Below are 12,557 nucleotides of genomic sequence, written 5' to 3'. Positions count from 1 at the left end.
GGATCGGGCTCGGCCACCGCCCCGCCCTCGCTCGAGCCGTAGCCCTCGAAGAGTTCGGCGCCGAACCGGCGACGGAATTCGTTCTGGTCCTCAGGGGAGGCCTCGGTGCCGAATCCGCGCGTCAGGGTGTTGTCGGCGTCGTCGGAAAGCTCCGGGGTCGCCATCAGGTAGGCGAGTGCCTTGCCGACGTAGGTGAAGAAGGTGGCGCCGAAAAGCCTTACGTCCGGCAGGAATCGGGACGCCGAGAACGTCGGCGCCAGGCATACGGTGGCGCCGTTGGCCAGCGCCGGTGCCCACAGCGCCATGATCGCGTTGCCGTGGAACAGCGGCATGCAGCAGTAGTCGACGTCCCCGCGGTGATGGCCGAACTTGTCCGTTGCCGCGCAGGCGATGCGCGCCAGTCGGCCCTGACTGCACTTCACCGCTTTGGAGGTCCCCGTGGTACCTGAGGTGAAGAGCAGCAGGAACAACGACCCGCTGTCGACATCCGGCGCAGCGGCGGGTTCGGTGTGGCACGCCTCGACGCGGTCCCGGTATCCGGTGTCGTCGACGACCAGGAATCGGGACGCGTCCAGGCCGTGGTCGAGATCGCGAAGCCGCCCCATGCCGGATGCGTCGGTGACGATCAATCGGCAGTCCGCGTGGCGGATGTCTGCGGCCAGGTCGGCTGCGCCGCGGGTGGGATTCAGCCCGACGAGCGTCGCTCCGGCCAATGCGGCTGCGCCGAGCCAGAACACGAAGTCCGGCACGTTGTCCAGCAGCACTCCGATGTGAAAGGGCTCGGCGCAGAAGTTCTCATCGCGCAAGGTGCGTGCCAGCGCCGCGCGCGCCGCCGATTCACCCACCACCTCGTCCCAGGTCCAGTCGTGGTCACGGCTGCGCAATCCCGGGTGCTGGTCACCGACACGGTCGAGCAGCATGGTCGCGATGTCTGTTGCCGTCACGGCCGCGTGATCGGGTAGACGGGGTCGGGGCATTCGGTGGCCTCGGCGGACAGTTGACGCTTGAGGATCTTGAAGGTCTGGGTGCGCGGCAACGTGTTCCCGACGCGGACGAACACGGGCCATTGTTTAATGCCGAGATCGTCTTGCCGGCTGAGGAATTCGGTGAACTCCCCGGCGTCGAAGGCGGTGTCGTCAGGCAGGACCAGTGCGGCCATCACCTGATCGCCCACCGACGGATCCGGAATCGGATACACCGCAGCCTCGGTGATTCCGGGATAACGCATCAGAATCCGCTCGATGGGCGCGGTGCCGAGGTTCTCTCCGTCGACACGCATCCAGTCGCCCAGTCGGCCGGCAAAGTAGGCGAACCCGTCGCTGTCGCGGTAGGCCAGGTCGCCGCTGTGGTAAACGCCGCCACGCATCCGGTCGGCCTCTGCCTGGGGATCCTTGTAGTAGCCGCGGAACTGCCCGGGCCCCTCGGTGTTGACGAGTTCGCCGATGTCCCCGGGTACACACTCGGCGCCGGTCTCGACGTCGAGGATCGTCACCCCGCCCACCAGCGGACCCAACGCACCGTCGGGGGTGTCGGGAGTGCGGGCGATGGACACCCCGCCCTCGCTGGATCCGAAGCCGTCGACGACCTGCACCCCGAACCGCCGCGCGAACCGGGTCAGGTCCCGCGGAGCGCCTTCGTTGCCGTAGGCCACCTTCAGCGGGTTCTCGGCATCGTCGGGGCGCTCGGGGGTGGCCAGGATGTACGTCAGCGGTTTGCCGACATAGTTCGCGTACGTCGCGCCGAAGCGCCTGACGTCCGGAATGAACTGTGATGCGGAGAACTTGCGGCGCAATGCGATCGACGCCCCTGCGGCCACGGCCGGCGCCCACCCTGCCATGATCGCGTTGGAATGGAACAGCGGCATCGACAGATAACACGTGTCGGTGGGGCCGAGCCCGAAACGCTGCGAGAGCATGGCCCCGGGGAACGCCACCTTCTCGTGAGTGCAGCGCACCGCCTTCGGGTCGCCACTGGTGCCGGAGGTGAAGATCAACATGAACAGGTCGTCGGGATCGGCGGTGCGGAATTCGATCGGCGCGCCGTCGAACGAACCGAGTTCTGCGGCAAACTCCGGTGATTCGACGTCGACAGCGGTGACGCCGTCGAGGGGTTGGTCGGCCAGCACGAGCTGACAGTCGGCGTGGGCGATGTCGCGCTGCAGCGCCGCGCCCCGACGCGTCGGGTTCAGGCCGACCGGCACGATCCCGGACAGCGCGGCGGCCACCAACACCGTGCAGAAGAACGGGGTGTTGCCCAGCAGCACCCCGACGTGTGGAGGGCCGCCGGGGTCCAACCGTGCCCGCAGCGCCGCGGCGAGGTTCGCGCCGTCCTGAATGTGGTTGCGCCAGCTCACGAAAGTGACCGCGTCATCGCCGGCGCCGACGGAGTGGACACCTCGATCGTCGATGTCGGCCAGGGACGTCAACAGCCCCGGAACGGTCGGTGAGAGAGGGGTGGCCACCGTGGGAAGGCGAATCAGGCCGGTGTGTCGGCCAGTTCGCGACCGATCGCCAGAAGCTGCCCGGTGGCGCTGCCCACCGCGAACTCGGACTGCTTGGCCGCCAGGAAGTAGCGGTGTACCGGGTGATCGGTGTCGATTCCGACGCCACCGTGCACGTGCACCGTCGTGTGGGCCACGCGGTGACCGGCCTCGGCCGCCCAGAACGCTGCCGAACGCACATCGATGTCGGCGGGATGGGCCTCGGACAACCGCCATGCGGCCTGGGTCAACGTCAACCGCAGCCCCTTGATGTCGATGTAACCGTCGGCCAGGCGCGAGGACACCGCCTGGAAGCTGCCGATCGGCCGGTCGAACTGTTCGCGCTCGCGCGCGTACAGCGCGGTCAGTTCCAACGCCCGGTCGAGCACGCCCAACTGGAAGGCGGACAGGCCCAACAGCTGACGGGTCTCGAGCCAGCCGAGCACGGCTGCGCCGTCGGGTCCGACGGAGCGCTGCCCGTCGACCTCGACGTCGCGCAGTTCGAGGTGCCCGACGCAACCGTGTCCGGTGGTGCTCAACGACGTCGCGGTGACGCCCGGATCGTCCGCGGCGACCACGAAGACCAATGTCCCCGAGTCGGTGTCGGCGGGAACCAGGTACGCGTCGGCCACCGGTCCGTAGGGCACCAGCGTGCGGGTGCCGGTCAGTCGGTAGCCGCCGTCGCTGGCCTGGGCGCGAACGGGACCGTCACCCATCTCACCGGCGAGCGCCACGGTGAGAATCTTCTGGCCGGTGACCGCGGGCACCGCCCACTGCTGCTGCAGTTCCTCGGAACCGAAGGCGGCCAGTGCGCCGGCGGCCACCACCACCGACTCCAGATACGGCACCGCGGCGAGTTGCCTGCCGAGGGCCTCGAGCACGGCAGCCTGCTCGAGTACGCCGAATCCTCCGCCGCCCAGGGATTCCGGGGAGGCGGCTGACAGCACGTCGGCATCGACGAGCTTGGACCACAGCGCTGTGTCGAAGCGGTGCTCGGTGCCGTCGAGTTCACGCTGATGTTCGGGCGTGCACACCGCTTCGGTGATGGTGCGGACCAGCCCGGAGAGATCCTCTGCAGCTTCTGGTTTCGAAAAATCCATGCGAAATCTCCTCGTGCCGTTAGCGGTTGACCCGGGGCAGGCCGAGAGCGACCATGCCGATGATGTCCCGCTGAATCTCGTTGGTGCCGCCGCCGAATGTGAGGATCAGGCAGGACCGGTGCATACGTTCGACTCGGCCGCGCAACAGTGCGCCGGGCGTATCGGTGCGCAGGGTCGCCGCGGTACCCAGTACCTCCATCAGCAGCCGGTAGGCCTCGGTGGCCAGCTCGGTGCCGTACACCTTCGCCGCCGAGGCGTCCGCCGGGGATGGTGCGGCGTCACTGGAGGCGAGTTCCCAGTTGATCAGCTTGAGCACCTCGGCCTTGGCGTGCACGCGGGCCAGGTTGAGCTGCACCCACTGCGAGTCGATCAGCCGGTTGCCGTGGGCGTCCTTGGTGTTCTGTGCCCACTCGCGGACCCCGTCGAGAGCCGAGAAGATCGGCTGGGCCGAAACCAGCGCCACCCGTTCGTGGTTGAGCTGGTTGGTGACCAGCTTCCAGCCGGCGTTCTCGTCGCCCACCAGAGCCGACGTCGGTACCCGGACGTCCTGGTAGTAGGTGGCGCTGGTATCCACACCCGACATCGTGTGCACAGGCGTCCAGGAGAAGCCCTCGGCGGTGGTCGGCACGATCAGCATGGAGATGCCGCGGTGCTTCTTGGCTTCCTGATTGGTACGGACCGCCAACCAGACATAGTCGGCGTAGGCGATCAGGCTTGTCCACATCTTCTGCCCGTTGATGACGTAGTCGTCTCCGTCACGGATCGCCGTGGTGCGCAGCGCCGCCAGATCGGTGCCCGCGCCCGGCTCTGAATAGCCGATCGAGAAGTGCAGCTCCCCGGCAGCGATCTTGGGTAGGAACAACTTCTTCTGTTCCTCGGTGCCGAACGCCATGATCGTCGGCGCCACGCTGTTGATGGTCAGGAACGGCACCGGCACGTTGGCGATCGAGGCTTCGTCGTTGAAGATCAGCCCGTCCATCGGCGGGCGGCCCTGGCCGCCGAACTCTTCGGGCCAGGACAGCGTCAGCCAGCCGTCCTTGCCCATCTGGGCGACGGTGTCGCGGTAGACGTTGCCGCGCCCCATCTCGCCGTCGCTGGACGTCAGCGCCTCGGCGCGCTCGGGTGTCATGAGCTTGGTGAAGTACGCGCGCAGTTCGCGTCGCAACTCCTCCTGCTCGGGGGTGTAGCCGATTCGCATCGCGCTGTCCTCACTTGTCTGCGAGCCTTGGTGACGGTACCTAGGGATACCTCAGGTCTTTCCCGGTTGTAACACGTTCTAGTCTTGGGGTCCAGGCTGGTACCAAACTACGGGCAGGAGGTTGACATGCGAGTGGAAGTGGATCGTGACCGTTGCGAGGGCAACGCGGTCTGTGTAGGAATAGCTCCGGACTTGTACGACCTGGACGACGAGGACTACGCGGTGGTGAAGCTGGACCCGGTCCCCGCTGATGAGGAGGCGCTGGCCGAGCAGTCCATCGCCGAATGTCCGCGCGCCGCTCTGATCCGCCACGACTAGAGGTATTCGTACTTTGAGTAATTCTTCATCCCCCCGCGGGACCCAGATAGATCTGTCCGGGCACGTCGCCGTGGTGACCGGTGCTGCCGCCGGCCTGGGGCGCGCCGAGGCCATCGGCCTGGCACGAGCAGGTGCCTCGGTCGTCGTCAACGACATCGCTGCGGCGCTGAACGAGTCCGACGTCCTCGAGGAGATCGCCGCGGCCGGCGCCAAGGGCATCGCGGTCGCGGGTGATATCAGCGAACGGGCCACCGCCGACGAGTTGGTCGAGGTGGCCGACGGACTCGGCGGTCTCGCGATCGTGGTCAACAATGCGGGCATCACTCGCGACCGGATCCTGTTCAACATGACCGACGAGGAGTGGGACGCGGTCATCGCGGTGCACCTGCGGGGGCATTTCCTGTTGACGCGCAATGCCGCCACCTACTGGCGGTCGAAGGCCAAGGCGGGTGACGGTCAGGTGTACGGCCGGATCATCAACACCTCGTCGGAGGCCGGCCTGTCCGGACCGATCGGCCAGCCCAACTACGGCGCCGCCAAGGCCGGCATCACCGCGTTGACGCTGTCGGCCGCTCGTGCGCTCGGGCGTTTCGGGGTACGTGCGAACGCGATCGCTCCGCGGGCCCGCACCGCCATGACGGCCGGCGTGTTCGGCGACGCACCCGAACTGCCCGACGGCGGGGTGGATCCGCTGTCCCCCGACCACGTCGTGAACCTGGTGCGGTTCCTGGCCTCGCCTGCCGCCGAAGCGGTCAACGGCCAACTGTTCATCGTCTATGGTCCGACGGTGACGCTCATCGCGGCGCCGACTGCCGAAACGCAGTTCAGTGCCTCAGGTGACGCGTGGGATCCGGCCGACCTGTCCGACACCATGCGGGACTACTTTGCTGGCCGGGATCCCGAGAAGAGTTTCTCGGCCGCGATGGGCCTCGGGGATCGAGACTGACAGTCTCGGTTGTCAGCTGCCGTCGTCGATTAGAACACGTTCTATAATGACCTGGGTCACAGTGGCTTTGAACTGGGCATATATAACATTTTGAGGGGGTTTCCCCGTTCTTTGACACTGCGAACGTGTTCTAGTTAATATGATCCAGCCCACTCAGAGATGTGTTCAGCAGTGGGGTGGGGGGTCACCGCCGAAGGCCGGTGGCGATCTCTTCGCCACCGAGTAGTCTCGCGGTTCATCCCGCACCGAGAACGGAGCCGAGGTTGATCGAACAGCTTGCGGCACCCACCCGGGCCGTGGGCGGATTCTTCCAGATGTCCACGGAGACGTTCTCGAAGATCTTTCGGCGCCCCTTCCAGTTCCGCGAGCTCCTCGAGCAGACGTGGATGATCGCGCGCGTTTCGCTGCTGCCGACGCTGTTGATCTCCATCCCGTTCACAGTCCTGGTCGCATTCACTCTCAACATCCTTCTTCGCGAGATAGGTGCCGCCGACCTTTCCGGGTCGGGTACTGCTTTCGGGACCGTGACTCAGCTCGGTCCGATAACCACCGTGCTCGTTGTCGCGGGCGCAGGGGCGACCGCGATCTGCGCCGACCTCGGCGCGCGAACCATCCGCGAGGAGATCGACGCCATGCGTGTGCTGGGCATCGACCCGATCCAACGTCTGGTGGTGCCCCGCGTACTGGCATCGACGGTCGTGGCGATGTTGCTCAACGGTTTTGTCATCCTGATCGGTCTGAGCGGGGGATATGTTTTCTCCGTGCTCCTCCAGGGAGTCAACCCAGGGGCTTTCATCAGTGGCCTGACCATTCTCACCGGTCTGGGCGAGCTCATCATCTCGGAAGTCAAGGCTGTGCTGTTCGGTCTGATGGCGGGACTCGTGGGTTGTTACCGCGGCCTGACCGTAAAAGGCGGACCCAAGGGCGTTGGAGAAGCCGTCAACGAAACCGTCATCTATGCCTTCATCTGTCTCTTCGTGATCAATGTGCTGATGACTGCCATCGGCGTCCGGGTTGTGAGCTGATGAGTCAGCTGGGAAGCTACGACGTCACGCTGCGCCTGCGGCGGGCATTGGGATGGCTACCCCGTGCCGTCGACTCATTCGGGGAGCAGGCGCTGTTCTACGGCGAATCGATCCGATACATCCCGAACGCGTTACGGCGGTATCGCAAAGAAACGTTTCGGCTGATCGCGGAGATGACACTGGGCACCGGTGCGCTCGTCCTCATCGGCGGTACAGTCGGCGTGGCGGCGTTCCTCACTCTGGCTTCGGGCGGCGTCATCGCCGTGCAGGGTTACGAGTCTTTGGGCAACATCGGCATCGAAGCGCTCACCGGATTCCTGAGTGCATACCTCAACGTGCGCATCGTGGCGCCGATCATCGCGGGCATCGCGCTTGCCGCAACCATCGGCGCCGGCACCACTGCCCAACTGGGCGCGATGCGCATCGCCGAGGAGATCGACGCTGTCGAATCGATGGCCGTGCATTCGATGTCCTACATGGTGTCGACCCGGATCGTCGCTGGGCTGGTGGCGATCATCCCGCTGTACTCTCTTGCCACGTTGGCGGCGTTCTTCTCTGCGCGCACCATCACCGTCTATGTCAACGGACAATCTGCTGGTCTCTACGATCACTACTTCAACACGTTCCTGATACCGACCGACCTCTTGTGGTCGTTCGCTCAGGCGATCGTGATGGCGATCGCGGTCATGCTGGTCCACACCTACTACGGATACAACGCGTCGGGCGGCCCGGTTGGCGTGGGCGTCGCGGTGGGCAAGGCGGTTCGGACGTCGCTGATCGTGGTCGTCGTCATCACATTGTTCATTTCCCTTGGTGTGTATGGCGCCACCGGTAATTTCAACCTGTCGGGCTAGAAAGGAGAGCGCCGTGCCGAGAACCACCGCGATCAGAATCGCCGCCGCAGTCCTGACGACGATAGTTGCCGCGTTCGCGCTGTTGACCTATCTCGGCTACACCGCTGCTTTCACCCGGACTGACACCGTGACGGTGACCTCTCCGCGAGCTGGCCTGGTCATGGACCAAGATGCCAAGGTCAAGTACCGCGGCATTCAAATCGGCAAGGTGGAGGACATCGCGTACTCCGGTGACCGGGCGAAGTTGACGCTTGCCATCAACCGCGACGAGATGCGCTATGTTCCCTCCAACGCGCCGGTGCGTATCGCGAGCACGACGGTGTTCGGCGCGAAGTCGGTGGAATTCCTTGCGCCGGAACAACCCTCCGATACCCCGCTGCAAGCAGGAGCCAACGTCCAGGCCGACGCGGTGCAGTTGGAAGCCAATACGTTGTTCCAGACCCTGATCGACGTGTTGAACAAGGTCAATCCGACCCACCTCAACGCGACCATATCGGCCATAGCGGAGGGCTTGCGCGGTCATGGTGACGATTTCGGGGCCACCGCAGCAGGACTCAATCAGCTACTGGCGCAGTTGAACCCGAAGTTGCCGACGGTCGAGTCTGTCGTCTCACAGCTCGCGACAGTGACCAACATCTACGGCGATGCCGGCCCCGACCTGGTGACTGTGATCGACAATGTGCCGACGATCAGCGACACGGTGGTAGACGAGCAGGAGAATTTGAACGCGACACTGCTCGCGGCGACCGGGTTGGCGAACGAGGGTGCCACCACGCTGGAACCGGGGGCTGACGATTACATCGCTGCCATTCAGCGGCTGAGAGCCCCGTTGGCAGTGCTTGGCGAGTATTCGCCGGAACTCGGCTGCATCGTGCAGGGTGTGGCGATCGGAGCTCAGCGAGGAGCTGAGATCGTCGGTGGCAAGAAACCCGGCGCGATGGTCAGTTCCAGCTTCGTTCTGGGCGTGCCGTCCTACACCTATCCGGAGAGCTTGCCGATCGTGAATGCGTCGGGCGGGCCCAACTGCCGGGGCCTTCCAAACCTTCCCAGTAAGCAGTATGGCGGCTCGTTCTTCAGGTCGCCGTTCCTGGTCACCGACAACGCTCTCATTCCGTACGAGCCGTTCACCGAGGTTCAGGTCGACGCCCCGTCCACATTCCAGTTCCTGTTCAACGGTGCCTTCGCAGAACGTGATGACTTCTGATGGGGCAGCGGGCATTACCGGTCAAAGTCGGCATCTTCGTGGTGGTGATGCTCATCGTGGCCGCCGGTTTGGTGGTGGTCTTCGGCGAGTTCCGGTTTGCCGCGAGCAACCGTTATCACGCCACATTCAGCGACGCGTCACGCCTGGAGGGCGGCACCGACGTCCGAATCGCCGGCGTGCCGGTGGGCACTGTTGACGAGGTTACGTTGAACGCCGACAACACCGTCGATGTGGCGTTCAGCCTGGACAAGAAATATCAGTTGTATACGTCGACGCGAGCCCTGATTCGCTATGAAAACCTCGTCGGCGACCGCTTCATGGAAATCACATCGGGTCCCGGCGAGCTGAGGAAGTTGCCCGCGGGTGGGATGATTTACATCGAGCAGACCCAGCCGGCTCTGGATCTCGACGCGCTGCTCGGTGGTCTGCGCCCGGTGGTCAAGGGGCTCAACGGGGAGCAGATCAATCAGATAAGCAGCGCCATCCTCGAGTTGCTCCAGGGCGAGGGTGGCGCCCTGTCTCAGTTGCTCTCGGAGGCCGGAACTTTCAGTCAGGCACTGGGCGATCGCTACCAGGTGATCTCCGAGGTGATCAACAACCTCAACGAGGTGCTGGGAACCATCGACGCGAAAAGTGCCGAGTTCGATTCGAGCGTGGACGAACTGCAGAAGCTCGTGAGCGGGCTTGCGGCGGGTCGTGACCCGATCGCGGGGGCGATACCGCCGCTGGCCTCAACGGCGACAGATCTGACCGAGATGCTGGCTGATTCGCGACGACCGCTGCAGGGCGTCCTCGAGAACCTCCGCCCGCTGGCGACTGAGTTCGACAACCGCAAGGCCGAGGTCAACCAGGTCATCGAACCGCTGGCCGAGAACTACCTGCGACTCAACTCGCTCGGAGCTTACGGTTGCTACTTCAACTACTACATATGCGCTACGACGCTCAAATTCAACGGGCCGGCGGGCAGCGACATCTTCCTGCCGATCGGTGGCGTGCCCGACCTTTCGAAGGGCAGGTGCTCTGACAATGGATAGAACATTACGGGCGGGCTTCTTCGGCATCGTCATAATCGTGTGCGTCTTGTTCGTCGCGTTCGGCTACAGTTCGCTGCCGTTTTATCCGCAGGGGAAATCGTACGAGGCCTTCTTCGCCGATGCCAGCGGTATCTCGCCGGGTAACGACGTCAACATCTCCGGTGTCACGGTCGGCAGTGTGACCGGTGTCGGCCTCGCCGGCGACGCCGCGCGTGTGACGTTCACCGTGAACCGGAAGCACAGATTGGGTGATCAAACGCTGGTGTCGATCCGGACGGACACAGTTCTAGGGGCGAGGTCGCTGGGTATCGTGCCGCAAGGCGGTGGATCAGTGACGTCTATTCCCCTGAGCCGCACCACAGTTCCGTACACCTTGAATTTGGCACTGCAGGATCTCGGTCAGAACTCCGCTGCGCTCGACAAAGACCAGCTGACTCAGGCATTGACGGTACTGACGGATTCATTTCGCGACGCGACGCCCGAACTGCGCCGCACGCTCGATGGAGTGGCCACGCTGTCGCGCAGTATCAACGCCAACGACGAAGCGCTGGGTCAGCTACTGGCACGTGCGAAATCGGTGATCGGGATGCTCGCGGACAGGGCGGGCCAGGTGAACACACTTGTTACTGACGGCAACCAACTCTTCGCCGCGCTCGACGAGCGGCGGATCGCACTCAGTACGCTGATCGCGGGCATCGATGATGTATCCGAGCAGCTTTCGGGATTTGTGGCCGATAACCGCCGGGAATTCGGCCCGGCGTTGAAGAAGTTGAATGCGGTGTTGGACAATCTGCTCGAACGTCGCGAGCACATCAGTGAGGCGTTGAAGCGGCTACCGCCGTATGCCACTGCGCTCGGCGAGTCGGTCGGATCCGCTTCGGGTTTCATGGTCAACCTGCCCAATGCGATACCGAACAACACCCAGACTGCTCTTCTGCTGGACCTCTACTTCCAACCGGGCAAGATCCCGGACAGCCTGGCTGACCTGTTGCGTGGATTCATCAACGAGCGGTTGATCATAAGGCCTCAGTCACCATGAGCCGATGGATGCGTTTCGGCGTCATAGGCGCGCTGCTGGTCGGTCTGATCGGTGGGGCGTACGTGGTTTGGCCACGGCTCTCCAGCTACACCGTGGTCGGGTACTTCAGTTCGGCGTCGGGCTTGTATCCGGGCGACGAAGTTCGCGTCGTCGGTGTGCCGGTGGGTTCGATCGAATCGATCTCACCGCAGGCCGATGCTGTGCGAATCACCATGCGGATCCAGGATGACGTGAAGCTGCCCGCGGACGCCCGTGCAGTGATGATGGCGCCTAACCTGGTGTCTGCAAGGTTCATTCAGTTCACGCCCGCTTATCGACAAGGTCCGGCGATGACGGATGGCGACAGCATCGAGTTGAGTCGCACGGCGGTTCCAGTGGAGTGGGACGATGTCAAGACCGAGCTGACCAGGCTGAGTCAAACTCTCGGACCGAAAGCCGGCCAAGTCCAGGGGCCACTCAGCCAGTTCGTGAACCAGGCTGCCGACACCTTGGACGGCAACGGCGATTCCTTCCGGCAAGCGTTGCGCGAGCTGTCGCAGACTGCCGGGCGACTGGGCGACTCCAGCACCGACCTGTTCGACACTGTGAAAAATCTTCACATTCTGGTCGACGCCCTTTCCAGGAGCAATGAGCAAATCGTTCAATTCAGTGGGCACCTGGCGTCGGTGTCACAGGTCTTGGCTGACAGCTCCGTGGGGTTGGACGACACAGTGGGCAGTCTCAACCAAGCTCTGTCCGACGTTCGGGGTTTTCTCGGCGAGCACAACGAGACGCTGATCGGCAGCGTCGACAGGTTGACCGACCTGACCAGCATCCTCACGACCCAGACCGACGACGTCGAGCAGATCCTGCATGTCCTGCCGAACGCGATGGCAAACTTCTACAACGTCTACAACCCCGCCCAGGGCACGGCCAACGGGCTGCTGGGCCTACCTGAATTCGCCAACCCCGTGCAGTTCATCTGCGGAAGTTTCGAAGCCGCAGGGATGCCCGACTACGACAAACGGAACGAGATCTGTCGTCAGCGCATGGCTCCGGTGCTCAAACGCCTGGCGGTGAACTATCCGCCGATCATGGCCCACGGCATCAATACGATCACCGCTTACAAGGGCCAGGTTATTTACGACACCCCTGCGACTGAGGCGAAGGCACAAACCTACATCCCTTATCTGGAATGGATACCGGCTGAGGGACGGTTCCCGCCACGTGCCGGCAATGAGGGCGATCCCGGCGCGTTACTTCTGCCGCAGAATCCGGCTCCCGGTCCGCCGCCTCCTGCACAGCCGTACACACTCGGCCCGGTGATTCCGCCGGCTGGTCCACCAACGGGTCCTGCGCCGGCCGCTGCGCCTGCGCCGCC

At 64.1% G+C, this 12,557-nt stretch carries 12 protein-coding genes; 8 read left to right on the top strand and 4 right to left on the bottom strand.

Annotation, left to right across the window (positions count from 1 at the left end; translation table 11 throughout):
* From WA965_RS14810 to WA965_RS14795, 4 genes are all read right to left on the bottom strand, one after another.
* The coding region (locus WA965_RS14810) for an AMP-binding protein (protein ID WP_526447696.1) at nt 1–977 on the bottom strand (977 nt) is incomplete at its 3' end.
* The gene (fadD17, locus tag WA965_RS14805; RefSeq protein WP_526293990.1) at nt 941–2,461 is read right to left on the bottom strand and encodes a long-chain-fatty-acid--CoA ligase FadD17; all 1,521 of its coding nucleotides are present in this window, start codon (nt 2,459–2,461) and stop codon (nt 941–943) included. The genes WA965_RS14810 and fadD17, both read right to left, overlap by 37 nt.
* 14 nt (nt 2,462–2,475) lie before the next feature.
* On the bottom strand, nt 2,476–3,579 hold the full coding sequence (locus tag WA965_RS14800; RefSeq protein ID WP_526293991.1) for an acyl-CoA dehydrogenase family protein: 1,104 nt from the start codon (nt 3,577–3,579) through the stop codon (nt 2,476–2,478).
* Between the two features lie 19 nt (nt 3,580–3,598).
* Entirely contained in the window at nt 3,599–4,777 is a 1,179-nt protein-coding gene (locus tag WA965_RS14795; protein ID WP_526293992.1) for an acyl-CoA dehydrogenase family protein, read from the bottom strand.
* 126 nt (nt 4,778–4,903) lie between these two features.
* Here WA965_RS14795 and WA965_RS14790 point away from each other — a divergent pair, with 126 nt between their 5' ends.
* The 8 genes from WA965_RS14790 to WA965_RS14755 form a co-directional block, all read left to right on the top strand.
* Nucleotides 4,904–5,095: a ferredoxin gene (locus tag WA965_RS14790; protein WP_526293993.1), complete on the top strand. Its 192-nt coding sequence runs from the start codon at nt 4,904–4,906 to the stop codon at nt 5,093–5,095.
* A gap of 13 nt (nt 5,096–5,108) precedes the next feature.
* Nucleotides 5,109–6,041, top strand: a complete 933-nt coding sequence (locus WA965_RS14785; protein ID WP_526293994.1) for a 3-oxoacyl-ACP reductase — start codon at nt 5,109–5,111, stop codon at nt 6,039–6,041.
* A 263-nt stretch (nt 6,042–6,304) separates the two neighbouring features.
* On the top strand, nt 6,305–7,066 hold the full coding sequence (locus WA965_RS14780) for an MlaE family ABC transporter permease (protein WP_526293995.1): 762 nt from the start codon (nt 6,305–6,307) through the stop codon (nt 7,064–7,066).
* Nucleotides 7,066–7,920 carry an MlaE family ABC transporter permease gene (locus WA965_RS14775; protein ID WP_526293996.1) on the top strand — a complete coding sequence of 285 codons (855 nt, stop codon included), beginning with the start codon at nt 7,066–7,068 and terminating at the stop codon, nt 7,918–7,920. Before WA965_RS14780 ends, WA965_RS14775 begins: the two co-directional genes overlap by 1 nt.
* Before the next feature lie 13 nt (nt 7,921–7,933).
* The gene (locus tag WA965_RS14770; RefSeq protein ID WP_526293997.1) at nt 7,934–9,124 is read left to right on the top strand and encodes an MCE family protein; all 1,191 of its coding nucleotides are present in this window, start codon (nt 7,934–7,936) and stop codon (nt 9,122–9,124) included.
* Nucleotides 9,124–10,158: an MCE family protein gene (locus WA965_RS14765; protein WP_526447694.1), complete on the top strand. Its 1,035-nt coding sequence runs from the start codon at nt 9,124–9,126 to the stop codon at nt 10,156–10,158. Before WA965_RS14770 ends, WA965_RS14765 begins: the two co-directional genes overlap by 1 nt.
* Nucleotides 10,151–11,197 (top strand): MCE family protein, encoded by a 1,047-nt coding sequence (locus WA965_RS14760; protein ID WP_526294046.1) that lies wholly within the window; start codon nt 10,151–10,153, stop codon nt 11,195–11,197. The genes WA965_RS14765 and WA965_RS14760 overlap by 8 nt, the downstream gene beginning before the upstream one ends.
* Nucleotides 11,194–12,557 (top strand): MCE family protein (locus WA965_RS14755; protein ID WP_526447692.1); only part of this gene is annotated, 1,364 nt, incomplete at its 3' end. The genes WA965_RS14760 and WA965_RS14755, both read left to right, overlap by 4 nt.

It is taken from the genome of Mycobacterium sp., assembly GCF_049683935.1.
GTDB lineage: Bacteria > Actinomycetota > Actinomycetes > Mycobacteriales > Mycobacteriaceae > Mycobacterium.
The sequence above is the reverse complement of the archived record's forward strand: the minus strand, read 5'-3'. Positions and strand labels throughout refer to the sequence as shown.

Excerpts from the sequence above, each read along its gene's own strand:
- WA965_RS14775 (WP_526293996.1), top strand. The coding sequence starts at position 7,066 with ATGAGTCAGCTGGGAAGCTACGACGTCACGCTGCGCCTGCGGCGGGCA.
- WA965_RS14760 (WP_526294046.1), top strand. The coding sequence starts at position 10,151 with ATGGATAGAACATTACGGGCGGGCTTCTTCGGCATCGTCATAATCGTG.
- WA965_RS14790 (WP_526293993.1), top strand. The coding sequence starts at position 4,904 with ATGCGAGTGGAAGTGGATCGTGACCGTTGCGAGGGCAACGCGGTCTGT.
- WA965_RS14795 (WP_526293992.1), bottom strand. The coding sequence starts at position 4,777 with ATGCGAATCGGCTACACCCCCGAGCAGGAGGAGTTGCGACGCGAACTG.
- WA965_RS14800 (WP_526293991.1), bottom strand. The coding sequence starts at position 3,579 with ATGGATTTTTCGAAACCAGAAGCTGCAGAGGATCTCTCCGGGCTGGTC.
- WA965_RS14765 (WP_526447694.1), top strand. The coding sequence starts at position 9,124 with ATGGGGCAGCGGGCATTACCGGTCAAAGTCGGCATCTTCGTGGTGGTG.